The sequence below is a fragment of the Streptomyces sp. NPDC036813 genome (assembly GCF_055609245.1).
The window spans coordinates 102,751-126,596 of the sequence record NZ_JBVJPV010000017.1 but is presented as its reverse complement, the minus strand read 5'-3'; the positions used below and the strand labels follow the sequence as shown (position 1 = coordinate 126,596).

The 23,846-nt window shown below is 71.6% G+C and carries 23 protein-coding genes; 1 reads left to right on the top strand and 22 read right to left on the bottom strand.

Annotated elements, in window-relative coordinates; genetic code table 11:
• Positions 1 to 55: 55 nt before the first annotated feature.
• From whiG to ACZ67Q_RS30865, 16 genes are all read right to left on the bottom strand, one after another.
• Complete coding sequence (gene whiG, locus ACZ67Q_RS30940; protein ID WP_469816050.1) at positions 56 to 898, bottom strand: RNA polymerase sigma factor WhiG; 843 nt, start codon at positions 896 to 898, stop codon at positions 56 to 58.
• A gap of 255 nt (positions 899 to 1,153) precedes the next feature.
• Positions 1,154 to 2,305: a DNA-processing protein DprA gene (gene dprA, locus ACZ67Q_RS30935; RefSeq protein ID WP_471188881.1), complete on the bottom strand. Its 1,152-nt coding sequence runs from the start codon at positions 2,303 to 2,305 to the stop codon at positions 1,154 to 1,156.
• Entirely contained in the window at positions 2,302 to 3,927 is a 1,626-nt protein-coding gene (locus ACZ67Q_RS30930; RefSeq protein WP_471188878.1) for a YifB family Mg chelatase-like AAA ATPase, read from the bottom strand. Before ACZ67Q_RS30930 ends, dprA begins: the two co-directional genes overlap by 4 nt.
• Position 3,928: 1 nt before the next feature.
• On the bottom strand, positions 3,929 to 4,291 hold the full coding sequence (locus ACZ67Q_RS30925; protein WP_471188876.1) for a YraN family protein: 363 nt from the start codon (positions 4,289 to 4,291) through the stop codon (positions 3,929 to 3,931).
• 119 nt (positions 4,292 to 4,410) lie between these two features.
• Positions 4,411 to 4,719 (bottom strand): DUF2469 domain-containing protein, encoded by a 309-nt coding sequence (locus ACZ67Q_RS30920; protein WP_014675276.1) that lies wholly within the window; start codon positions 4,717 to 4,719, stop codon positions 4,411 to 4,413.
• Positions 4,720 to 4,775: 56 nt separating this feature from the next.
• Positions 4,776 to 5,270, bottom strand: coding sequence for an NUDIX hydrolase (locus ACZ67Q_RS30915; protein ID WP_471188873.1), 495 nt, complete (start codon positions 5,268 to 5,270; stop codon positions 4,776 to 4,778).
• Positions 5,260 to 6,000, bottom strand: a complete 741-nt coding sequence (gene lepB / locus ACZ67Q_RS30910; RefSeq protein WP_471188871.1) for a signal peptidase I — start codon at positions 5,998 to 6,000, stop codon at positions 5,260 to 5,262. The genes ACZ67Q_RS30915 and lepB (ACZ67Q_RS30910) overlap by 11 nt, the downstream gene beginning before the upstream one ends.
• A gap of 209 nt (positions 6,001 to 6,209) precedes the next feature.
• Positions 6,210 to 7,052 (bottom strand): signal peptidase I, encoded by an 843-nt coding sequence (lepB, locus tag ACZ67Q_RS30905; protein ID WP_471189106.1) that lies wholly within the window; start codon positions 7,050 to 7,052, stop codon positions 6,210 to 6,212.
• Positions 7,053 to 7,062: 10 nt separating this feature from the next.
• Positions 7,063 to 8,178 carry a signal peptidase I gene (gene lepB / locus ACZ67Q_RS30900; RefSeq protein WP_471188868.1) on the bottom strand — a complete coding sequence of 372 codons (1,116 nt, stop codon included), beginning with the start codon at positions 8,176 to 8,178 and terminating at the stop codon, positions 7,063 to 7,065.
• A complete protein-coding gene (gene lepB, locus ACZ67Q_RS30895) occupies positions 8,171 to 8,899 on the bottom strand; it encodes a signal peptidase I (protein WP_471188866.1) in 729 nt (242 codons plus the stop codon). The genes lepB (ACZ67Q_RS30900) and lepB (ACZ67Q_RS30895) overlap by 8 nt, the downstream gene beginning before the upstream one ends.
• 45 nt (positions 8,900 to 8,944) lie before the next feature.
• On the bottom strand, positions 8,945 to 9,295 hold the full coding sequence (rplS, locus tag ACZ67Q_RS30890) for a 50S ribosomal protein L19 (protein ID WP_030168262.1): 351 nt from the start codon (positions 9,293 to 9,295) through the stop codon (positions 8,945 to 8,947).
• A 133-nt stretch (positions 9,296 to 9,428) separates the two neighbouring features.
• Positions 9,429 to 10,262, bottom strand: a complete 834-nt coding sequence (trmD, locus tag ACZ67Q_RS30885) for a tRNA (guanosine(37)-N1)-methyltransferase TrmD (RefSeq protein WP_361627594.1) — start codon at positions 10,260 to 10,262, stop codon at positions 9,429 to 9,431.
• On the bottom strand, positions 10,259 to 10,945 hold the full coding sequence (gene rimM / locus ACZ67Q_RS30880) for a ribosome maturation factor RimM (protein ID WP_471188863.1): 687 nt from the start codon (positions 10,943 to 10,945) through the stop codon (positions 10,259 to 10,261). Before rimM ends, trmD begins: the two co-directional genes overlap by 4 nt.
• A gap of 81 nt (positions 10,946 to 11,026) precedes the next feature.
• A complete protein-coding gene (locus ACZ67Q_RS30875) occupies positions 11,027 to 11,266 on the bottom strand; it encodes an RNA-binding protein (RefSeq protein WP_005479813.1) in 240 nt (79 codons plus the stop codon).
• Between the two features lie 2 nt (positions 11,267 to 11,268).
• Positions 11,269 to 11,688 (bottom strand): 30S ribosomal protein S16, encoded by a 420-nt coding sequence (gene rpsP / locus ACZ67Q_RS30870; protein ID WP_361627601.1) that lies wholly within the window; start codon positions 11,686 to 11,688, stop codon positions 11,269 to 11,271.
• A 339-nt stretch (positions 11,689 to 12,027) separates the two neighbouring features.
• Complete coding sequence (locus ACZ67Q_RS30865; protein WP_471188859.1) at positions 12,028 to 12,624, bottom strand: hypothetical protein; 597 nt, start codon at positions 12,622 to 12,624, stop codon at positions 12,028 to 12,030.
• 564 nt (positions 12,625 to 13,188) lie between these two features.
• Between ACZ67Q_RS30865 and ACZ67Q_RS30860 the strand changes: the two genes are divergently transcribed.
• Positions 13,189 to 14,034 carry an SAM-dependent methyltransferase gene (locus ACZ67Q_RS30860; RefSeq protein WP_471188856.1) on the top strand — a complete coding sequence of 282 codons (846 nt, stop codon included), beginning with the start codon at positions 13,189 to 13,191 and terminating at the stop codon, positions 14,032 to 14,034.
• 7 nt (positions 14,035 to 14,041) lie between these two features.
• On the opposite strand, the gene ftsH is transcribed toward ACZ67Q_RS30860, so the two are convergent.
• The 6 genes from ftsH to nsdA all read right to left on the bottom strand — a co-directional run bounded on the left by ftsH (position 14,042) and on the right by nsdA (position 23,666).
• Positions 14,042 to 15,979: an ATP-dependent zinc metalloprotease FtsH gene (ftsH, locus tag ACZ67Q_RS30855; protein WP_471188853.1), complete on the bottom strand. Its 1,938-nt coding sequence runs from the start codon at positions 15,977 to 15,979 to the stop codon at positions 14,042 to 14,044.
• A gap of 101 nt (positions 15,980 to 16,080) precedes the next feature.
• On the bottom strand, positions 16,081 to 17,634 hold the full coding sequence (gene ffh, locus ACZ67Q_RS30850) for a signal recognition particle protein (protein WP_471188850.1): 1,554 nt from the start codon (positions 17,632 to 17,634) through the stop codon (positions 16,081 to 16,083).
• Positions 17,635 to 17,716: 82 nt separating this feature from the next.
• Positions 17,717 to 20,176 (bottom strand): [protein-PII] uridylyltransferase, encoded by a 2,460-nt coding sequence (locus ACZ67Q_RS30845; RefSeq protein ID WP_471188848.1) that lies wholly within the window; start codon positions 20,174 to 20,176, stop codon positions 17,717 to 17,719.
• A gap of 25 nt (positions 20,177 to 20,201) precedes the next feature.
• Positions 20,202 to 20,540, bottom strand: a complete 339-nt coding sequence (locus ACZ67Q_RS30840) for a P-II family nitrogen regulator (protein ID WP_102907163.1) — start codon at positions 20,538 to 20,540, stop codon at positions 20,202 to 20,204.
• Positions 20,537 to 21,886, bottom strand: coding sequence for an ammonium transporter (locus ACZ67Q_RS30835; protein ID WP_471188844.1), 1,350 nt, complete (start codon positions 21,884 to 21,886; stop codon positions 20,537 to 20,539). The genes ACZ67Q_RS30840 and ACZ67Q_RS30835 overlap by 4 nt, the downstream gene beginning before the upstream one ends.
• A 292-nt stretch (positions 21,887 to 22,178) precedes the next feature.
• The gene (nsdA, locus tag ACZ67Q_RS30830) at positions 22,179 to 23,666 is read right to left on the bottom strand and encodes a transcriptional repressor NsdA (RefSeq protein ID WP_471188841.1); all 1,488 of its coding nucleotides are present in this window, start codon (positions 23,664 to 23,666) and stop codon (positions 22,179 to 22,181) included.
• Between the last annotated feature and the right edge of the window lie 180 nt (positions 23,667 to 23,846).

Here is a 23,846-nt window from a genome sequence, read left to right as displayed (position 1 = left end):
GGACGCGCCACCCGGGACGGGAGTCACTCACCGGCCCTGGCCGCTCAGCGGCGCCTCAGCGGCCGAAACCGGCCAGTTTCGCCCGCAGCTGGAGCACCGACTTGGTGTGGATCTGACTGACCCGGCTCTCGGTCACCCCGAGCACGTTGCCGATCTCCGCCAGCGTGAGGCCCTCGTAGTAGTACAGCGTGACGACGGTCTTCTCCCGCTCGGGCAGCGTGTTGATCGCCCGCGCGAGGAAGCGTCGCAGCTCGCGGTCCTCGGCGACCTCCACCGGGTTGTCGGCGGCGGTGTCCTCCAGCGTGTCCATCAGGCTCAGCCGGTCGCCGCTCTCCCCGCCGACGTGCAGCAGCTCCTCCAGCGCCACGACGTTGGCCAGCGACAACTGGCTGAACACCGCGTGCAGGTCCTCCACCGCGATGCCCAGTTCGGCAGCGACCTCCTGCTCGCTCGGGGTGCGCCGCAGCCGTGCCTCCAGCGTGGCGTAGGCACGCTCGACGTTGCGCGCCTTCTGCCGCACCGAGCGCGGGATCCAGTCCAGCGCCCTCAGCTCGTCGATCATGGCGCCGCGGATCCGGGTGATCGCGTACGTCTCGAACTTGATCTCCCGGTCGATGTCGAACTTCTCGATCGCGTCGATCAGCCCGAACACCCCGGAGGAGACGAAGTCGGCCTGCTCCACATTGGGCGGCAGACCCACGCTCACCCGGCCGGCCACGTACTTGACCAGCGGCGAGTAGTGCAGGATCAGCTGTTCCCGCAGCCGTTCGTCTCCCGTCGCCTTGTACGACCGCCAGAGCTCGTCGAGCGTCGAGGGAGCGGGCGGCCGCACGCTGCCACCGTCACGGGCGGCTGAGGGGATCGCCGCCCGGTCGGACCCGGAAGTGTGCTGGGGCATTCGTCGCCTTGTGCCGTTCTGCTGTGCCGTACGCGTGAAAGTGGGGATGTCGTCGCCGATCCTCGTGAGCGTAGCGTGACTGAAGGATCGCGGTGTGCGAAGAAAGCGTCCCGCAGGATCCGCAGATACGTTCCGCTGGACGCCCCGGCGGAGTGCTGCGGTCACCGCGCGCACTGCCCTCGGGGCGCCAACTCGCCGCTGTCTCCCCGGGCTTCGCGCTTCCCCCGGACGGCCGAACGACCCCCGCCGACCGGGTCAGCGGGCGCCTCTGGCGGACACCACGGCCTGGCGTGTCAACTTCCAGTCGTCGCCGTGTCGTTCGACGTAACCGAGGGCTCTGAGTTCGTACAGCCTCGCGATCGCGTCGTCCTGGGTGGTCTGCGCGTGGCGCGCGATGTCGGACGGCGAGGCCGCACGCCGGCCGGGCAGCGCGGCCAGCACCCGTCGGGCGCCGACGGCCAGCAGATCCCGCGGCAGCACCGGGCCTCTGCGCTCCGGAGCCAGCTCCCCGATGTCGCCGACCAGTTCGACGACCTCCGCTGCGTCGGTGACGAGGGTGGCGCCGCCGCGCAGCAGTTCGTGCACTCCCGCCGACAGACCGCTGGTGGCGGGTCCGGGTACTCCTATCGTGTGACGGCCGAGACGCTGCGCGGCCCGCGCGGTGACCAGGGAGCCGCTGCGGTACGCCGCCTCGACGACCACGCTCCCCCGGGTCAGGGCGGCGATGACCCGGTTGCGCAGGACGAACCGGCTCGGCGTCGGATGATCGCCGGGCGGCAGCTCACCGACCACCAGCCCCTGCTCGGCGATCCGGTTGATCAACTCGGTGTGTCCACGCGGGTAGGGCCGGTCGACGCCGCAGGCCAGGACGGCGACGGTGGCGCCGCCCGCGCCGAGGGCCCCGCGGTGGGCGGCGCCGTCGATGCCGTAGGCGCCGCCGGAGACGACGACCCACCCCCGCTCGGCGAGCCCGGCGGCGAGGGTGGCCGCCATGTGGGCGCCGTACTCCGTGCAGGCACGGGCGCCGACGACCGCGACGGACTTCAGCGCCCACATGCGCAGACTGGGCCGGCCGCGCACCCACAGCCCGACCGGGCGGGCGTCGCCGAGGTCGTCCAGCTGCCCGGGCCACTCGGAGCTGCCGGGGGCCACAAACCGCACACCGGCGGCCTGCGCGGCGGCGAGGTCCGCCTCCGGCTCGGCCCGCCCGGCGCGGGCCAGCAGCCCGGCCCACCGCTGCGCACTGACCCCGGGCAGGGCGGGCCCCCCGGCCCGCAGCCGCCGCACGACCTCCGCCACCCCCAACTCCCGCACCCACCGCCCGCCGGCCTCGTCGCCCGGCTCGACGACCCTGGTGAGGAAGACCCGGCCGAGCAGGTCCTCGGCCGGTCCGGGGCCGCCGGTCATGCGAGCGCTCCGATGGCCATCGGGACCCCGCGCGGCACGCCCGTACGCAGCTGCAGCGCCAGGGCCACGTCGGTCGCGTCGGGCCGGTCGTGGCCGACGAGGTCGGCGACCGTCCACGCGACCCGCAGGACGCGGTCCAGCCCACGGGCCGTGAGCACCCCGCGCTCCAGGTTGCGTTCGGCGTCGTCCATGGCCCCCGGCGCGGCGTGCCAGCGGGTGCGCAGCTCGCGGCCGGGAACCTCGCTGTTGGTGCGCCACGGGGTGTCCGCGAGGCGGGCCGCCGCCCGCTCCCGGGCCGCCCGGACCCGTGCGGCGACCGTGGCCGTCGACTCACCGCCGGGACCGCGCTGGGCGAGTTCGGCCCGGCCCACCGGGTCCACCTCGACCCGCAGGTCGACCCGGTCGAGCAGCGGGCCGGAGATCCTCGCCTGGTAGCGGCGGATCACCGAGGGCGGGCAGTCGCACAGGCTGTCCCTGAGCGAGAAGCGCCCGCAGGGGCACGGATTGGCCGCGAGCACCATCAGGAACCTCGCCGGGAAACGCACCACGCCGGCACTGCGCGCGATCACCACGTGCCCCGACTCCAGCGGCTGCCGCAGCGCGTCAAGGGCATGGCTGCTGAACTCGGGTGTCTCGTCCAAAAAGAGCACGCCCCGGTGGGCCAGCGAGACCGCGCCGGGTCGGGCGATGTTCGCACCGCCGCCGACGAGGGACTGCATGGTGGCCGAGTGGTGCGGGGCGCAGTAGGGCGCGACGTCGATCAGCGGTTTGCCGGGCGGCAGCAGCCCGGCCACCGAGTGCACGGCCGTGACCTCCAGCGACTCCTGCCGGGTCAGCCGGGGCAGGACGGCGGGCAGCCGCTCGGCGAGCATGGTCTTGCCCGCCCCGGGTGGCCCCTCGAGGAACAGGTGGTGCCCGCCTGCCGCGGCCACCTCCACCGCCGTACGCGCGGAGATCTGGCCGACGACCTCGGCGAGGTCATGACCGGCGTCCTGCTGGGCGGCTCCCATGCTGTGCATGCCGGTGGCCGCACCGGTGCCGGGCATGCGCAGCCCGGCCAGCAGCGGGTCGGGCCGGCCCAGGTCGTCGGGCTCCTCCTCCGGGACGGGCTCGTCGGTGAGGACGGCGATCAGCTGGCGCAGGCTGCGCACGCCGAGCACCGACACGCCGGGCACCAGCGACGCCTCGGCGGCGGCGCACTCCGGGACGACCACCTGTTCGTACCCCGCGTCCGCGGCGGCGAGGACGGCCGGCAGGATGCCGCGCACCGGCCGCACCCGCCCGTCCAGCCCCAGCTCGCCGATCATCACGATGTCGGAGAGCACCCGGGGATCGATCCGCTCGGCGGCCCCGAGCACGGCACAGGCGACGGCCAGGTCGAATCCGCTGCCCGCCTTCGGCACCGAGGCGGGCGAAAGCCCGACGGTGAGCTTCTTCTGCGGCCACTCGGCCCCGCTGTTGACCACCGCCGCCCGCACCCGGTCGCGGCTCTCCGTCAGGCTCTTGTCCGGGAGGCCGACCAGGGTGAACGCGGCGACACCCGGTTCGAGATCGGCCTGGACCTCCACGACCACGCCCTCGACACCGACCAGGGCCACGGAGCACGTACGCGCGAAGCCCATGTCAGGCCACCCCTCGCACATGCTCGACGACCGGCGCGCCCCGCCGCGGCAGGACCACACCGACGACGTCGATGCGGACACCGCCCGGTGGTGCCCCGCCGTGGGCCTGGATCCAGCGTTCGGCCAGCGCTCGCAACCGCTCGGCCTTCTCCGGGGTCACGGCGGCCATCGGATGCTCGAAGGAGCCGTCCCTGCGGGTCTTGACCTCGCAGACGACCAGGACGTCGCCGTCCCGCGCCACGATGTCGATCTCTCCGGACCGTCCGGCCCGCCAGTTGCGCTCCAGGACCGCCAGGCCGGTCTCGGTCAACCGCCGTGCGGCCAGGGTCTCTCCGTACCTGCCGAGGGCACTGCGTGCGTTCATGTCGGCACCACCTCCGGCGCCAACGATCACGCACCCGCCACCAAGAAGTGGATCTTGGTGGACGGCTGACCCATTGTGGAAAACCGGGCCACCCACACGGGTGGCGCAGACCTGCGGCATCAGCCGCCGGGCAGCTCCAGGTCGCTCTTGTTCAGCTCCTCGATGTTCACGTCCTTGAACGTGAGCACGCGGACCTGCTTCACGAAGCGGGCCGGCCGGTACATGTCCCAGACCCAGGCATCCGCCATCGTCACCTCGAAGAACACCTCGCCCTGGACCGAGTGCACCTGCATCTCGTAGTCATTGGTCAGGTAGAAGCGCCGCTCGGTCTCGATCACGTATTTGAACAGACCGACGACATCGCGGTACTCCCGGTAGAGCTTGAGCTCCATCTCGGTCTCGTACTTCTCGAGGTCCTCGGCGCTCATGGCATGTTCCCCTTCAGCCGTGCGGTCCCACCATTGTGCGCCAGTCCCGCGCGCCTCTAGACGATTTCCGTGTCCAGCGTCACGGGCCGGCCCGGAGGACCTTCGTCGAGCAGAGTGCGCAACAGCTCGGCGAGTCTGGTCGGATACACCGTCTCATGCGTCCCGGTCAGTTCCGCACAGGACCACCACCTCGCTCCCGCGACACTGCGCCGTTCCAGCTCCGTCAGCGCCAGCGCCCGGGTCGCCGTCGTCGTCGTACGGGCCAGGAAGTACCACTCGTCCTGGTCCCAGCGGCGGCCCGCGAACGGGAACGAGCACGTCCGCCGCCACAGCACCGGGCCCAGGTCGACCTCGGTGATGCCCGTCTCCTCGGCGAGTTCCCGCAGTGCGGCCTCCTCACGGGTCTCGTCGCCCTCCAGGCCGCCACCGGGGGTGAACCACCAGTCGTCGGACGGGTCGTCCGGCTCATGACCGTGCAGCAGCAGCACGCGATCGTCCGGATCGAGCAGCACCACCCGCGCCACCTTGCGCAGAGCCCCGTCAACGGACACCGGCGGGCTCCGTCCGCGCGGCGGGGCGGGCGCGACGCGACGCCCGCTTGGCGATCGGCCCGTAGGCCCCGCCCGCGAGCACCAGCACGGCGCCGACGACGATCACGGTGACCACGGAGCGCAGCGGCCCGGGCTCGGACAGCGCACCGAGCGGCTCGAAACCGGTGGGGCGGGCCAGCATGCCCTTCATGGGCCATACGACGGCGTCGACCCGGGCGGTCACGGCGCTCTCGTCGACCGTGCCTCGGGCGGCGTCGGTGAGGTGGGCCGTGGAGTCCAGCGAGCCCTGGCGCTCGTCGCCGAGGAGGAACAGCCGGCCCTTGGGGACGGTCACCTTCGGGAAGTTCATGATCTCGGCAGGGGTGCCCTTGGCCAGGTAGGGCTCGTCGATCTGCTTGCCGTTGACGGTCAGCTTGCCGTCGGTGCAGCAGGCGACGGTGTCGCCGCCGACCGCGACGACGCGCTTGACCACGGGAGCGTTCGACACCCACGTCTTGTCGGTGAACACGACGACGTCACCGCGGCGCACCTCGCTGCCGTCGACCCGGTGGGCCAGCACCCGGTCGCCGACGTCGATCGTCGGCGTCATGGAGGGCGTCGGCACGGTGTACGGCCGATAGACGACCGCGCCCCAGACGAACCCGCCCAGGAACAACACCATCCCCAGCGCGACGGCAAGCCCGGAGATCCGCTGCCCCGCCCTGCCGCCACCACGTATGCGCGCACCCATGGCCACGCACCCTACCGTGGGTCACCCCACCCGGGGAGGCCCCACCGAGGGGCGGCGGCAGTGGGGTGCGTCATCCGGCGTTCGGCGTCGCCCGGCGTGGTGGCCGGCGGGTTTGGGAACCCTCACGGCGCGGGCCGCCGCGGGCAAAAGGGGGCGCGGGAAACTGCCCGACCTGCCACGCGGAACCCGCGGACAACGACGGCCGAAACCTACCGCCGGCGTCGCCGCCACAGGGCCACCGGCACCACACCCGCCAACACCACCGCGTCCGGCGCCGCGGGCAGGACTCCGGCCGCAGCCGCCGGCTGGTCCAGCCCCTGCTGGTCGAACGTGTCCGGCACCGGCAGCGTCCCCCACCGGTTGATCGGCCACGCCTTGACGATCGCGCGGCCCACGACGTCCTTCACCGGGACCATGCCGTGGTGCTTGTCGTTCTGGTTGTACCGCGAGTCCTTCGAGTCCTGCCGGTGGTCACCCATGACCCAGATGTAGCCCTTGGGCACCTTCACCTTGAACGTCCCGCCGCCCTGGTCGTCGGAGCACGGCGTGTTCCCCGCGTAGACGTAGTCCTGCTCGTTCAGCGCGTGGCCGTTGACCGTGAGCGGCCCGGTGCCCTTGCACTCGATGGTGTCGCCGCCGACCCCGATGACCCGCTTGATCAGGTCCTTCTCCTCAGCCGACGGCATCAGTCCGATCCAGCTGAGCACCTTCTGCACGGCGTTGGGGTTGGCGGTCGCCTCCCCCGCCAGCCAGTTGTCCGGGTCGTGGAAGACGACGACCTCGCCGCGCTCGGGCTCGGAGCCGAACCACGGCGTCAGCTTGTCGACGAGGACCCGGTCCCCCTCCTGCAGCGTGTTCTGCATCGACGCCGAGGGGATGGAGAACGCCTGCACCAGGAACGTCTTGATCAGCAACGCCAGCACGAGGGCGATCCCGATGAGGATCGGCAGTTCCTTCCAGAAGGAGCGCGGCTTCCTCGGCCCGGCAGCCCCTGCCGTCGAACCCTGTGACACCGTCCGTCCTGCCTCGCCCGGCACCGCGCCGTCCTCCATCACGTCGGAGTCATTCCCTGAGCTCCTCGAAGTCACGGCGCCGTCCGCGGTCGAGGCTGCGGACTCCACGGGGCGTCCGCGGTGTTCCTCGCCGTCGTGTCCGGACCGAGCGCCAACCGCCACATCCCCCACGCCAACTCCTCACTCTGTGTCGCTGCCTGCCCCGTGCAAGACGCAGGCCCACCACTCCCATAACGAGCGGGAGTTCCGCAGGGCTCGGGAGCTGGAACATTTCCTTGTGATCCACCGGATCAACGGAAGCAACCCTATGCGACACCGCACCGGCCCCGGCGGCAGCGCCCCGCAAGGACGCGTACCCCGACGGCTCGTCCAGCGTGCTCCAGTGGCCGAGCGGCCAGGCGATGACCATGGCCCGTCCGACCACCTCGTCCTCGGAGACCGTACCGCCGTAGTCGGTGTCCTGGTGCGAGCGGGAGTCCGCGGAGTTGGAGCGGTGGTCGCCCATCACCCACAGCCGCCCCTGCGGAACGGTGATGTCGAAGGGCGTGTCGGAGGGGGTGTCGCCGGGGTTCAGATAGTCCTCGTTCAGGGGAACGCCGTTGACGGTGATCCGCCCCTGCGCGTCACAACACTTCACATGGTCCCCCCCGACCCCGACCACCCGCTTGATGAGGTCCTTCTCGTTGTCCGACGGCAGCAGCCCGATGAACGTCAGCGCTTCCTTGACCTGCTTCACCACGACCGGGTCGTCTTTCTTGACCGTCGTCTGCTCGCCCCGCAGCCACCCGCCGGGGTCCTTGAACACCACGACGTCCCCGCGCTGGGGCTTGGACCCGAACCACGGGGTGAACTTGTCGACGAGGACCCGGTCGCCGATGCGGATCGTCTGCTCCATGGAGCCGGACGGGATCACGAACGCCTGGACGAGGAAGGTCTTCAGCACCAGCGCGATCAGTACGGCGACCCCCACCAGCAGGGGGATCTCCTTCACGGCACTGCGCCGGCGCTTGCGCTTGACCTTGCGCTGGAGCCGGCGCCGCTCGGCACGCGTGCGGCCGCCCCCGGCAGGGGCACGGGTGGGGGCGGAGGCGCGCCGCGCACCGGTGGGCAGCGGATCGTCCGCACCCGCTGCGGCAGCGCTCCGCCGTCGACCACGGTTACCCATGCACGCCCCCCGTACCGCCGTGGACGCCCGCCACACCGCCGGCGGCCTCCGGCACACGCGCGTACGCCCCCGCCCGCTCCAGCCGCGTCGCGTGCCCCAGGGGCCATACGATCCAGTCGGCGCGGCCGATGACGTCGCCGACCGGCACCATGCCGCCGCCGGGCGAGCCGAGGTGGTCGCGGGAGTCGCTGGAGTCGCCGCGATGGTCACCGAGCACGAACAGCCGGCCGGCGGGCACCACGACGTCGAAGGGCACCGTGGACGGGCTGTCCCCGGGGTACAGGAACGCCGACTCGTCGACCGAACGGCCGTTCACCCGGATCCTCCCCTCCTGGTCGCAGCAGACCACGTGGTCTCCCCCCACACCGACGACGCGTTTGACGTAGTCGCCGTCCCCGAAGGAGTCGCTGCCGTCGAACACGACGACGTCCCCGCGCCGCGGCTCGGCTCCGAAACGGTACGCCAACTCATTTACGAGAACCCTGTCCCCGATCCTCAACCCCGGTTCCATGGAACCGGAAGGAATCTGGAACGGCCGCACCACGAAAACGTTGAGGAGCAGCAAAAAGACCAGGCAGAGGAGCAGGGTCAGGCTGATACGACCGCCGGGGAGCCACGCAACGATCCGGTCCACCAACGCGAAACGCGACCGTCCCTCCCCACCCGCCGCTGCGGGTTCGGAGGAGCGGTCGCGCTCCGTCGGCTGTGCTTCGGTGTCCATCGGGGCCGAATGCTATCCGGCCCCGCTGTGACCCCGGGAAAGCGCTCAGCTCTCGCGCTTCTCCTTGATCTTCGCCGCCTTGCCGCGCAGCTCGCGCAGGTAGTACAGCTTGGCGCGACGCACGTCACCGCGGGTGACGAGCTCGATCTTCTCCACGATCGGGGTGTGCACCGGGAAGGTGCGCTCGACGCCGACGGAGAAGGAGACCTTGCGGACCGTGAAGGTCTCGCGCACGCCGGAACCCTGGCGACGAATCACCACGCCCTTGAACTGCTGCACACGGGAGCGGTTGCCCTCGATGACGCGGACGTGGACGTTGACGGTGTCACCCGGGCGGAAGGCCGGGACGTCGCTGCGCAGCGACGCGGCGTCGACGGAGTCGAGCAGGTGCGACATTTCGTCTGCTTTCTTCGCTGATGCCACAGGTCATCAACGGGATAGATCTTCCAGTGGAACGCTGCCCGGGTCGGAGCGGACGTCGTCTCCCCCTGTGGCAGGGGCGCACGCCGGACGGACGGACAGCAGCGGTCTATTCTTCCACGCCGTTCGCCCGGCGCCAAAATCGGCCGTACGGCTCGCCGCCGGGGTCGGGCTCCCAGCCGAGGATCGACAGCATCTCGCGGTCCTTCTTGTCGAAGGCCTTCGGGTCGCACCGCTCGATCAGGTCGGGCCGGTTGGCCGTCGTGCGCCGCAGCGCCTCGTCCCGGCGCCAGCGGGCGATCTTCCCGTGGTGGCCGCTGAGCAGCACCTCGGGGATCTCCCGGCCGCGCCAGGCGGGCGGCTTGGTGTAGACGGGGCCCTCCAGGAGGTTGGCCATGGCGCCGGGCGCGAAGGAGTCGTCCCGGTGCGACTCGGCGTTGCCGAGAACTCCGGGCAGCAGCCGGGCCACGGCCTCGGTGACGACGAGGACGGCCGCTTCCCCGCCGGCGAGGACGTAGTCGCCGATGGACACCTCGTACACGGGCATGCGGGTGGCGTACTCGTCGATCACACGGCGGTCGATGCCCTCGTAGCGGGCCGGGGTGAAGATCAGCCAGGGCCGTTCGGAGAGATGGACGGCGAGTTCCTGGGTGAAGGGCCGGCCGCTGGGCGTGGGCACGATCAGCGCTGGCTCGCCGGAGCCGCTCTCGTAGCCGTCGGCGAGGACGGAGTCGAGCGCGTCGCCCCAGGGGTCGGTCTTCATGACCATGCCGGGGCCGCCACCGTACGGGGTGTCGTCGACGGTGTTGTGCCGGTCGTACGTCCAGTCACGCAGGTCGTGGACGTGCACGTTCAGCTGTCCGCGCGCGCGTGCCTTGCCGACCAGGGAGACGTTCAGCGGGTCGAGGTACTCGGGAAAGATCGTGACGACGTCGAGCCTCATACGCCGGCGTCCCTGGACTCTTCGCTCGCGCCCCCGGGCTCCACGTCTTCCGACGCTTCGCTCTCGTCTCCGGGCTCTTCGCTCGCGCCCCCGGACTCTTCGCTCTCGTCCCCGGACTCTTCGCTCTCGTCCCCGGACTCTTCGCTCTCGTCCCGCGACGAGGCGATCTCCGCGCGGTCGTCGATGAGCCCGGGCGGGGGCGTGATGACGGCCTTCTGCTCGGCCAGGTCGATCTCGGCGACGATCTCCTCGACGAACGGGATCATCACCTCGCTGCCGTCGGGCCGTTCGACGATGAACAGGTCCTGGGAGGGCAGGTGCGAGATCTCGGTGATCCGGCCGACCTCGGTGCCGTCCTCGGTGACCACGTCCAGGTCGATCAGCTGGTGGTCGTAGTACTCGTCCTCGTCCTCGGGCAACTCGTCCGGGTCCACCTCGGCGATCAGGAGGGTGTTGCGCAGCGCCTCGGCGGCGGTGCGGTCGGCGACGCCCTCGAACCGCAGCAGGAGGCGGCCACTGTGGACGCGTCCCGTCGCGATGGTCAGCGGGCCGGTCGAGGCGGGGTCCGTGGCGAGCACGGCGCCGGGGGCGAGCCTCAGTTCCGGCTCGTCGGTCCGTACCTCGACGGTGACCTCGCCCTTGATCCCGTGGGCACGGCCGATCCGTGCGACTACCAACTGCACCTGTTCATTCTCCCTGTCATACGACTGCGGGCCGGGGACGGCCCAGTGGCCCTCCCCGGCCCGAGCCGGTGCTGCACAGCGTCAGCGGACGTGGTCCACGTCGACGAGGTCGACACGGACACCGCGGCCGCCGATGGCGCCCACGACGGTGCGCAGAGCGCGTGCGGTACGGCCGTTACGACCGATGACCTTGCCGAGGTCGTCCGGGTGGACCCGGACCTCGAGCACACGTCCGCGGCGCAGGTCGCGCGAGGCCACCTGCACATCGTCAGGGTTGTCGACGATGCCCTTCACGAGGTGCTCGAGAGCCTCCTCGAGCATGCTCAGGCCTCGGTCGACTCGGACTCGGCCGCAGCCTCGTCCTTCTTCTCAGCCTTCTTCTTCTGGGTGATCGCCTCACCCTTGCTGTCGTCGTCGCCACCGAGGGCCTCGAACGACGGGCGCGCCGGCTTCGGCTCGGCGACGAGGAGCGGCGCCGGGGCGGGCTCGCCCTTGAACTTCTGCCAGTCGCCGGTCTTCTTCAGGATGGCGAGCACGGGCTCGGTCGGCTGAGCGCCGACGGAGAGCCAGTACGCCACACGCTCGGCGTCCACCTCCATGACCGACGGGTTGTAGGTCGGGTGGTACTTGCCGATCTCCTCGATGGCCCGGCCGTCACGGCGGGTACGGGAGTCGGCGACGACGATGCGGTAGTGAGGCGAACGGATCTTGCCCAGACGCTTCAGCTTGATCTTGACTGCCACGGGAGTGGGTTCTCCTGAATTTGACGTGGTTGGGCACGGCGAGACTGCCGCGTGGGGTTGCGGTACCCGAGTGCCCGATGGACGCGTCAGCCGGAGGAGAGAGGGGTCCTGTGCGACTGTCGAGTACAGCTAGCCATTGTGCCACACGCTGCGGGGCGCTTCCGGCCGCGGGTTGCTTGTCGTGGGCACGCTTGAGAGACACCCGGCGGCGTCGTGAGCGCCGTCGGGTGCGCAACCCGGCGTGAGGGGGTGCCGCCGCGTCATCCGCCGACGCGGCGGCACCCCACCCCGGTTCCGGCCGCTCCGGCACCCACGAGATGCCGGTGTGCGCGGCCCCCGCTATGCCGCCCCCACGACCTCCGGGATGCGGAAGGGCTTGCCGCAGCCGCCGCAGACGATCGGCGCCTGGGCGAGGACGGACGGGACGACGCGGACGTTGCGGCCGCAGTCGCACACCGCCTTGACGCGGACCCCGCCGCCCGAGGACCCGTGCCGCGCGGCCGGGCCGCGGAAGGCGCGGGTGGCGTCCGAGGAGGTCGCCACCGAGTGGGCCTTGAGGGCCCGCTGGAGACGGTCGATGGTCGGCCGGTAGCGCCGCTTCGCCTCGGGACTGAGCGTGACCAGCGAGAAGCCGCTGCTCGGATGCGGCTCCTCGGGGTGGTCCAGGCCCAGTTCCTCGGCGATCGCAAGGAATCTGCGGTTGTGGTAGCGCCCGGCCCGGGACGTGTCGCGTACGCCGCGCGCGGCGGCGATGCCATGGACTGCCTCGTGCAGCAGTCGCTCGAAGGAGAGTTCGTGCCCGCACGCGGACGACGACTCCCCGATCAGTGACTCCGGCGCGGCGAGGTCCGGCAGCTCGGGGTGGTACCGCTGAATGTCGGCCCACGCCTGCGCCAGCTCGGCGGCGAGAACAGGTGGTGTCTGTGTCGTGCTCACGTAATGACAACGAGCCGGGGTACCGCTGTGTTCCGATTCCGGGGCATCCCAAATAATTTGCACGTACCCGTCAGTTGCCACTGATGCGTCCGGACGAGGACGGGTGCGCTGATCTGCGGAAATGCCGCACAGCTCGTATCAAGGTGGTGCGTAGCCCGACGTAGGCGTACGTACGTACCGACGCGTAGATCATGTCGACACGGGACGCTCCACGGGGTCCGCCGGTGCGCAAGGGCTCTTTCGGTCACTCGCGCCGCGAGCCCCGTCACCTAGCTCAGCGCACGCGACGACGGCGACGTTACCGGGTCGGTCACGGGCCTCGGGCACCGCCCCGGACGCCGGCGGCGGGCATCGTCCGGGCCACGTTGCGCGCAGGTGAAATCCAGCCAGTCCAACAGCCAACTCTCAAACCGCGGTCGCTTTCCACTGGACGCACCGCCGAGGCCGGAGTTTCCTGGCATACGGGGGTCAGTGCGAGCGCACTGGACGGGGGCCACTCAAGACCGGCAACTCCATGCGATACGGGCACACGACTTTGCTCTCGGCGGATTGGGGCGCGTACCTATGACACCTACGCTCGTGCGGCAGCACCTCCCCCAGGCGGGCTCGGCCCCCCGCGTGGACCTGTGTGCACGCGCGCGTGACTGGTCGGAGATCCAGGAGCGGATGCTGGTTCCGCTCTACGAGACCGTCTACGAGCGACTGGAAGTGGGGCCCGGCACCCGCCTGCTGGGCCTGGGCTGCGGCTCCGGCCTGGCCCTGCTGATGGCGGCGGTGCGCGGCGCGGAGGTCACCGGCGTCGAGTGCCACTCCCCGGAACGGCTGGCCCTCGCCCGCGAGCGGCTGCAGCCGGAGGCACCCGGGGCACACGCGCGTGGCGGTGCGCGGCTGGTGCGGGAGACCCCGCAGCGGGCGGCCCCGTCGTACACCCTGGTGACCGCGTTCGAGCCGATCGGCTGCACGGCCGGCGACTCCGAGGGGCTCGCGGAACTGCTCGCCGGGGCGGTGGCGGTCGCCGAGCGCGGCACGCCCGTGGTGCTGGCCGGCTGGGGCCCGCCGGAGCGGTGCGCCACCTCCTCGGTGCTGCGGGTGGCGGGGAAGCTGGCCGATCCGCTGCGCAGCCCGGGCAGCTGGCGCCCGGCCCTGCGCGACGACCTCGAGGAGGTCGCCCAGCGGGCCGGACTGCGCCCGGACGGCTCCGGACGCGTCGCCTGCCCCTTCGGATACGCCGACGTGGACAGCGCGGCACGCGGCCTGCTGTCGACCGGGCTGTTCGACGCGGCGATCGCGGGCACCGACCAGGAGCAGGTCGACAAGGAGCTGACCGAGGCGCTGCACCCGCACCGGCGGCCCGACGGCACCGTGTGGATGCCGAACGTCTTCCGCTATCTGATAGCCCGCGTGCCGTGAGCGGCCCTCACGGCTCCTCCTTGGTCAGCCGGGTGATGCCCGCGATGCGGTAGGCGTCGGCCTCCTCCAGCGTCTCGCGGTCCAGCAGCGCCTCGGCCAGGGCGTCCAGCTGCGCGCGGTGGTCGCGCAGCTTGCGGCACGCCTCCTCGTAGCACTCGTCGACGACCCGGCGCATCTCCTCGTCGATCGCGTCGAGGGTCTGCGGGGCGGCGGCCAGGCCGTAGGCCTGCTGGGCGTCGTTCGGCAGCGCGGAGAGCCGGCCCACCCGCTCGCTCATGCCCCACCGGGAGACCATGCCGCGCGCGATCCGGGTCACCTGTTCCAGGTCGCTCTCGGAGCCGGTGGTGATCACGTCGTAGACGACGTGCTCGGCCGCCATGCCGCCGAGGGCGCCGATGATGCGGCCGCGCAGGTACTCCTCGGTGTACGCGTACTTGTCCGCGTCCGGCGTGGACAGGGTGACGCCGAGGGCCCGGCCGCGCGGCACGATGGTGATCTTGCGGACCGGGTCGGCGCCCGGCTGCAGCATGCCGAGCAGCGCGTGCCCGCTCTCGTGATAGGCGGTGCGCCGCCGCTCCTCGTACGGCATGACGAGTGAGCGTTCCGCGCCGAGCTGCACCTTCTCCAGGGCGTCGGACAGGTCGGAGCGGGTGACCTGCTGCTGGCCGCGTTTGACGGCGAGCAGGGCGGCCTCGTTGGCGAGGTTGGCGAGTTCCGCGCCGGTCATGCCCGGGGTGGTCTTGGCCACCTGGGCGAGGTCGACGTCGCCGGCCAGCGGGATCTCGCGGGTGTGGATGCGCAGGATGGCCTCGCGGCCGCCCCGGTCCGGGGGAGAGACCTGGACGACGCGGTCGAAGCGGCCGGGCCGGGTGAGCGCCGGGTCGAGGACGTCGGCGCGGTTGGTGGCGGCGATGACGATGACGCCCTCGGAGCCGGAGAAGCCGTCCATTTCGGTCAGGATCTGGTTGAGGGTCTGCTCGCGCTCGTCGTGCCCGCCGACGCCGGCGCCGCCCCCACGGGCCCGGCCGATGGTGTCGATCTCGTCGATGAAGATGATCGACGGGGCGACCTTTCGCGCCTCCGCGAACAGCTCGCGCACCCGGGAGGCGCCGACGCCGACGATCATCTCGATGAACTCGGAGGCGGACGCCGAGAAGAACGGCACCCCCGCCTCCCCGGCGACGGCCCGCGCGAGCAGCGTCTTGCCGGTGCCGGGCGGCCCCGCCAGCAGCACACCGCGGGGCATCTTGGCGCCCATGCGGCGGTAGGCGTCGGGGTTCTTCAGGAAGTCCACGACGTCGTTGAGCTCGCCCTCGACCTCGTCGATGCCGGCCACGTCCGCGAAGGTGGTGCGCTGCTGTCCCGGCTCCAGCTCGACCGGTTTGGGCGGCGCCTTGCGGCCCAGCATTCCCCCGGCTCCGCCGAGCCCCGCGCGCATCCGCCGGGCGATGAACACCCACACCGCGACCAGCAGCAGCATCGGCGCCAGCGAGATCAGCAGGTTGGCCAGAAAACTGCGGTGCTGGACGACGGGTTCCGCGGTGACCGTGACGTTGTGCTTGGTCAGGGACTCCCAGATCTTGTCGTCGGCGAAGGTCGGCCGCTCCGTCTTGAACTTCTTGTAGGTGCCGGAGTCCTTCGGGTTGTCCTGTGCCTTCCTCAGCTCGCCCTGGATCGCGTTGCCCTTGGCGTAGATCTTGCTGACGTTGCCGGCGTCGACCTGCTTGCTGAACTCGGTGTACGAGATCGTGGGCTCGGTCGCCTCGTCCTGGAAGGACAGGATGAGGTTGGCGATCAGGTACACGATCAGCGCGGCGACGATCAGCCGCCACCAGCCGCCCCCCATCCGCCGCCCGCCGGAGGGTTTCTTCGGCGGCTCCTCGGGCGTGCCCTCGGTACGCCAGGGCTGGTCGGGCGACTTCCGCGGCGGCGCAGGGTTGGTCATACCGGGACGTTACGACAGGAAAGCCCGGCAGGCATGCGGGTGTACGACGCCGGGGGCGCCCCCTGACAAGGGGCGCCCCCGGCGGGAGTACGACGGGCCGGTCAGCCCATGAACTTCTTGAACTCGTCGGGCAGCTCGAAGTCCTGGCCGGCCTGCTGGCCCGGCAGGCCGAAGGCTCCGCCGTTCTCGGCGGCGGCCGCCCGGCGGGCGGCCTCCTCCTGCTCCTGCTGCTTGCGCTTCATCGGGTTGCCGGAGCGCTGCTTGCCCTTGGCCTTCTTCTGCTGCTTCTTCTGCCGGCCGGGACCGCCGCCCATGCCCGGGATCCCCGGCATGCCCGGCATGCCGCCGCCCTGTGCCATGCGGGACATCATCTTGCGGGCCTCGAAGAACCGCTCCACGAGCCCCTTCACCGCGCTGACCTCGACACCCGCTCCCTTGGCGACACGGGCGCGCCGGGAGCCGTTGATGATGGTCGGGTCCTGACGCTCGGCCGGGGTCATCGACTTGATGATCGCGGCCATGCGGTCGACGTCCCGCTCGTCGATGTTGTTGATCTGCTCCTTGATCTGACCCATGCCGGGCAGCATGCCGAGCAGCTTGGAGATGGAGCCCATCTTCCTGACCTGCTCCATCTGGGCCAGGAAGTCGTCCAGGGTGAAGTCCTGGCCCTTCTTCGACGCCAGCTTGGAGGCCATCTTGGCGGCCTCTTCCTGGCTGAACGTCTTCTCGGCCTGCTCGATCAGGGTGAGCAGGTCACCCATGTCGAGGATGCGGGAGGCCATCCGGTCGGGGTGGAAGGCGTCGAAGTCGTCGAGCTTCTCGCCGTTGGAGGCGAACATGATCGGCTTGCCGGTGATCTGCCGGATCGACAGGGCGGCACCACCGCGGGCGTCACCGTCGAGCTTGGAGAGCACCACGCCGTCGAAGCCGACGCCGTCGCGGAAGGCCTCGGCCGTGTTGACGGCGTCCTGACCGATCATCGCGTCGACGACGAACAGGATCTCGTCGGGGCGGACCGCGTCCCGGATGTCCGCGGCCTGCTGCATCATCTCCTGGTCGATGCCCAGGCGGCCGGCGGTGTCGACGATGACGATGTCGTGGACCTTGGCCTTGGCGAAGTCGATGGAGTCCTTGGCGACCTTGACCGGGTCGCCGACGCCGTTGCCCGGCTCCGGCGCGTACACCGCGACGCCGGCGCGCTCGGCGACGACGCTCAGCTGGTTGACGGCGTTGGGGCGCTGGAGGTCACAGGCGACCAGCAGCGGGGAGTGGCCCTGCTCCTTGAGCCACCGGCCGAGCTTGCCCGCGAGGGTGGTCTTACCGGCACCCTGGAGACCGGCCAGCATGATGACGGTCGGCGGCTGCTTGGCGAAGCGCAGGCGCCGGGTCTCGCCGCCCAGGATCGTGACGAGCTCGTCGTTGACGATCTTCAGAACCTGCTGGGCCGGGTTGAGGGCCCGGGAGACCTCGGCGCCGGCGGCGCGCTCCTTGACGTTCTTGATGAACGTGCGGACGACGGGCAGGGCCACGTCGGCTTCGAGGAGCGCGATGCGGATCTCACGCGCGGTGGCGTCGATGTCCGCTTCGGAGAGCCGTCCCTTGCCGCGCAGGTTCTTGAAAGTCGCTGACAGGCGATCGGAGAGAGTGTCGAACACGGCGCTCGCGGTCCTCGGGGTCGGTGGCTGCTGACGAATCGCCCTCCAGGGTATCCCGGCGACACAAGTCACCGGGGCGGGCTCACCCCCGCAGGGTCTCCTCCAGCTTCCGCGCCACCGCCGTGGCCTCCTCAGCGGGCAGCGGCACGCCGTCCGCGTCCGTGACATAGAACGCGTCCACGGCGTTCGCGCCGAGTGTCGACACGTGCGCGCTGCGGACGCTCACGCTCGCGTCCTCCAGCGCCCGGCCGATGTGGAACAGCAGGCCGGGGGCGTCCTGGGCGCGGACCTCGATCACCGTGGCGAGGCGGGAGGCGGCCGGGTGGACGGTCACCCGGGGCGGCGGCGGGACGACACCGCGCCGGCGCGGGTAGGCCGCGTCGCGTTCGGCGAGGCGGGCGGCGATGTCCAGGGAGCCGTCCAGCGCGCGGACGAGGTCGGCGCGCAGCCGGGTGGTCTGGGGCAGGGAGCCGTACTCGGCCGCGACCCGCCAGTCCAGCAGCAGCACCGAGCCGTCCACGCCGTCGGGCAGGTCCAGCGCGCGCAGCTCGGCGGTGCGCACGGTGAGCCGGTGCACGGCAAGGACACCGGCCACCGCGGGCAGCACGCCCGGCTGGTCGGGTACGGCGATGAGCAGCTCCACGCCGAGCGGCTCGGGGTCGCCCTCGCCCGAGGGCGCGTCGCCGGAGGGCTCGCCGGGCGGCTCCGGCTGCGCGCGCAGCGCCAGCACCGGCCCGCCGGTGGCCACCGCCTCCAGTCCGAGCCGCTCCTGCTCGGCGGTCGGCGCGGCCGGCTCGGGCTCGTCCGGTACGTCCCCGGCGAGCACGGCCGACACCCGCCGCACCAGGTCGGCGACGAGCGAGCCGCGCCAGGAGGACCAGGCGGCCGGGCCGGTGGCGAGTGCGTCCGCCTCGGTCAGGGCGTGCAGCAGCTCCAGCGTGGACGGCGTGCCGACCGCCTCGGCGACCAGCCGCACGGTGGCCGGGTCGTCCAGGTCGCGCCGGGTGGCCGTCTCGACCAGCAGCAGATGGTGACGGACCAGGGCGGCGAGTACGGCGACGTCGGCGCGGTCGAAACCGATGCGCGCGGCGACGTCGCGGGCGATGATCTCGCCGGCCACCGAGTGGTCGCCGGGCCAGCCCTTGCCGATGTCGTGCAGCAGGGCCGCGACCAGCAGCAGGTCGGGCCGGCCCACCCGGCGGGTGAACTCCGAGGCGCGCACGGCCGTCTCGATCAGGTGCCGGTCGACGGTCCACACATGGACGGCGTTGCGCTGCGGCCGGCAGCGCACCCGTTCCCAGTCGGGCAGCAGCCGGGTGATCAGCCTCTCGGCCTCCAGCGCCTCCCACACCTCCACGGTGGGGCGGCCCGAGCCGAGCAGCGTGACCAGCTGTTCGCGCGCCTCGGCGGGCCAGGGCGAGGGAAGCGGGCGGGCGGTGGCGGCCATCCGGCGCACGGCGTGCAGAGAGAGCGGCAGGCCGGCCTGGGCGGCGGCGGCCGCGGCGCGCAGCGGGAGGACGGGGTCGCGTTCGGGGCGCGCGGTGCGGGCGAGCACCACTTCGCCGTCCTGTTCCACGACGCCCTCGGCCAGCGGGGACCGCTCGGTGACGGGTTTGCCGCCGCCCAGCATGGCGCGCAGCCGGGGCCGCACCGCGCGGGAGCGCAGTACACGGCTCACCTCGCGCCAGGTGACGTCGCTGGCGTAGGAGATGACGCGGGCGGCCTCGTAGACCTGCCGCAGCAGGGCGTCGGCGTCGAGCAGGCCGAGGGCGGCCGCGACCTGGTCCTGTTCCTGGAGGGAGAGCCGGTCGGTGGCTCGGCCGGTGGTCAGGTGCAGGGCGTCGCGGACGTCGAGGAGGCGGCGGCGGGCGTCGGCGAGACCCTCGCGGGGCGCGTCGGCGAGCCAGGACGCGGCGACGGCGCGCAGGGCGGTGGCGTCCCTGAGCCCGCCCCGGGCCTCCTTGAGGTCGGGTTCCAGCAGGTATTGCAGCTCGCCGTGGCGCTCGGCCCGCTCCGCGCACAGCTCCTGGAGTTCGGGCAGACGCTTGGGAGCCTGGTTGCGCCAGTCGGCGAGGACGGCGGTGCGCAGCGAGGCGGTCAGGCCGGGGTCGCCGGCGAGGTGGCGGGCGTCCAGCAGGCCGAGCTGCACCTTCAGGTCCTCCCCGGCCGTCCTGCGGGCCTCGGCCGGGGTGCGCACGGAGTGGTCGAGGGCGAGGCCGAGGTCCCACACCGGGTACCAGAGGCGGTCGGCGAGCGCGGCGACCTCCTTGGGATCGGCGCCGTCGTGCAGCAGAAGCAGGTCGAGGTCGCTGCGTGGGGACAGCTCGCCGCGCCCGTACCCGCCGACGGCGACCAGCGAGAGGCCCTTGAGCTCGCCGGCGCCCGCCCGGAACAGCCCCGCGAGCCAGTCGTCGGTGAGCTGTGACAGGGCCGTACGGCGCGGCGGCCCGGACTGCTCCCCCTCGGTGAGGAGGTGCAGCCGGGCCGCCGCGTAGCCGCTGGGGCCGGGGTCCTCTGCTTCGTTGCGCGCGTCCGTCGTCACCCAGCGACTCCTGTTCGTCAAGCGGTCAGAGCGCGTCGGGGCCGCGCTCGCCGGTGCGGACCCGGACGGCCGTGTCGACCGGGATCGACCAGACCTTGCCGTCACCGATCTTGCCGGTACGGGCCGCCTTCACGACGACCTCGATCAGCTGCTCGGCGTCGTCGTCCTCGACCAGTACCTCGATACGGATCTTGGGGACCAGGTCGACGGTGTACTCGGCGCCGCGGTAGACCTCGGTGTGGCCCCGCTGCCGACCGTAGCCGCTGGCCTCGGTGACCGTCAGCCCGTGGACCCCGAAGGCCTGCAGGGCCTCCTTGATCTCGTCGAGCCGGTGCGGCTTGACGACGGCGGTGATGAGCTTCATGCGTCCACCTTTCGGGTCACGGCCTCGGTCGCGGCGGCCGGTACGGCGCTGGTGCGGGCTGCTCCGCCACCGGCGCCGCTGAAGTCGTACGCGGTCTCGGCGTGCTCGCTCTGGTCGATGCCGCGGACTTCCTCGTCCTCGGTGACCCGCATGCCGATCGTCTTGTCGAGGACGAAGGCGAGGATCGCGGAGACGACGAGGGAGTAGGCGAGGACGGCGCCGACACCCGCGCACTGCTTCCACAGCTGGGTGAAGGAGTGGTCGCCGTAGAAGACGCCGCTCGCCGCGGACTGGCCCTTGCCGGTGGCGAAGAAGCCGATGAGCAGGGAGCCGGCGATACCGCCGACCAGGTGGACGCCGACGACGTCGAGGGAGTCGTCGTAGTTGAAGCGGTACTTCAGGCCGACGGCCATCGCGCACAGCACACCGGCGATGGCGCCGACGGCGATCGCGCCGAGCGGGGAGACCGCGCCGCCGGACGGGGTGATGGCGACCAGGCCGGCGACCGCGCCGGAGGCGGCGCCCAGGGTGGTGAACGCGCCGTGCCGGATCTTTTCGTAGATCAGCCAGGCCAGCATGGCGGCACCGGTCGCGACCTGCGTGTTCACGAACATCAGCGCGCCCACGCCGTCGTCGTTGCCGAGCCAGGAGCCGGCGTTGAAGCCGAACCAGCCGAACCACAGCAGGCCCGCGCCGAGCATGACCAGCGGCAGGCTGTGCGGGCGCATCGGGTCCTTCTTGAAGCCGACGCGCTTGCCGATGACGAGGATCACGCCGAGCGCCGCGGCACCGGCGTTGATGTGCACGGCCGTACCGCCGGCGAAGTCGATCACGCCCAGCTCGTAGGCCCAGCCGCCCGCGCCCCAGACCCAGTGCGCCACGGGGAAGTACACGACCGTCACCCACAGCGTGATGAACAGCGCCCAGGCGCTGAACTTCACACGGTCGGCGAGCGCGCCGCTGATCAGGGCGGGCGTGATGATCGCGAACATCAGCTGGAACATGCAGAACACGAAGACGGGGATGGAGTAGCCGTCCCACAGCTCGGTCAGCCCGATGTTGCTGAGGCCCAGCCAGTCGGAGTTCCATCCGATGAGGCTGCCGGAGTCCGTGCCGAAGGCGAGGGAGAAGCCGTAGAGCACCCACAGGACGGTGACGATCCCGAGGCTGATGAAGCTCATCATCAGCATGTTCAGGGTGCTCTTGACGCGGACCATGCCTCCGTAGAAGAAGGCCAGGCCCGGGGTCATGAGCATCACCAGGGCGGAACAGATGAGCATGAAGCCGGTGTTGGCGGACGACAGTTTGGGTGCGTCCGCCGCAAGCATGATGGCTGCTGGTGCCATCGGCGTCTCCTCGTCGTTGTACGGCCCCGTGCGGGCGAAGCCTGAGCGGAATGCCTCAGCGGAATGAGGGGTGGGCCGGTTATGGCGACGAGATTGACGCAGCGCGGTTTCGGTGGGCGCCCCGTGTTGTTTCGCCGGGGTGACGAAGGCGCCCGGCGTGTTACGCCCCGATGAATTGCCGGGGGAACGGGACCGGCCGCGGGCGGCCTTCCGATGACCTGGCGGGGGAGCCGAGTCGGGCAGTTCGGGAGGGCCGGCCGCGGCCGGGGTTCAGTGGGTGGAACGGGTGGTGTCAGACCGCCTCGGCGGCCTCCGGCAGCTCGGCGGCGAGCTTGTCGGTCAGGTCGACGATCTCGGCGAGGTCGCCGAAGTCGCGGGCGGCGGTGTCGACGGTCTTGCGGATGCGGGTGTTGACCCGCTCGGAGCGCACCTTGCGGGCGATCCGCATGGCCTGCCCGGCGTAGACCGTGCTCTGCTCGGGCTCGCGGCGCAGCAGGTGGACGGTGGCCATGCCGATGAGGTTCAGCGCATACGACCGCTGGTGCTCGCTGTCCTCGGCGAACAGCTCCACGGCCCGCTGCATCAGCGGCTCGGCGAGGGAGGCGTAGGCGGGGCTGCGGCCGGCGACGTAGGCGAGGTCGCGGAAGGAGTGGCTGTTCTCGCCGTACAGCTCGGCCTCGGAGAAGAAGCGGATCCAGTCGGGGTCCGGCTCGTCCCAGTCGTCGGCGTCGGCGAAGGTGTCCTCGGCCATGCGGACGGCCCGCTTGCACTTGCCGGGCTGGCCCATGTTGGCGTAGGCGCGGGCCTCCATCGCATACAGCATCGCCTGGGTGCGGGGGCCGGCGCAGTCGCGGCTGCCGTACTGGGCGAGGTGGATGAGCTCCAGGGCGTCCTCGGGCCGGCCGAGGTGGATCATCTGGCGGCTCATGCTGGACAGGATGTAGGAGCCGAGCGGCTTGTCGCCGGCCTCTTTGGCGGCGTGCAGCGCGAGGACGAAGTACTTCTGCGCGGTCGGCTGGAGCCCCACGTCGTACGACATCCAGCCGGCCAGCTCGGCCAGCTCGGCGGCGACCTTGAACAGGCGCCGGGTGGTCGCCTCGGGCTGGGGCTCCTGGAGGAGGTCGGTGACCTCGTGCAGCTGGCCGACGACCGCCTTGCGGCGCAGGCCGCCGCCGCACTGGGCGTCCCACTGCCGGAACATCACGGTGGTGGTCTCCAGCAGGTCCAGCTCCGGCTTGGAGAGCCGGCCGCGGGCGCGGCTGGTGGGGATCGGCTGCGGGTCGGCCTCATGGCGCTGGCCGGGCAGCGCCGGCGTGGGCACCAGCCAGCGCTGCATCGGCTCGATGAGGGCCGGGCCCGCGGCCAGGCCCAGCGAGCTGCCGAGGAAGCCGCGCCGGGCCAGCATCAGGTCGCTGCGTGAGAACTCGCCGAGCAGGGCGACGGTCTGCGGACCCGTCCAAGGCAGGTCGACACCCGTGGCGGACGGCGACGGGCGCACGGTGCGCAGGCCGAGGTCCTCGATGGAGACGACGCAGCCGAAGCGCTCGGAGAACAGCTCGGACAGGATCCTGGGAATGGGCTCGCGGGGGTTCTCGCCGTCCAGCCAGCGGCGGACCCGGGAGGTGTCGGTGGAGATGTGGTTGGCGCCCAGCTGACGGGCGCGGCGGTTGACCTGGCGGGCGAGCTCGCCCTTGGACCAGCCGCTGCGCACGAACCAGGAACCGAGCAGCTCGTTGGGGCGCTTCTCAGCGTTCGTCCCGCTACCGCCGTTGCCGCCCACTGGAACGCCCCCATCCCGAAAGACCTCTTGCCGCGCCTGTGCGGCAAGCCCTATCAGAATGCCGGTTCTCGGGCCTTCCGTCCGGCGGTTCTCACCCTTCGAACGGAAAGTCGAGTTGCCTCCGGCATACCCACGAGTGCATGCACCCGCCGGTACCGTGCACTCAAAGTAATCCTACGA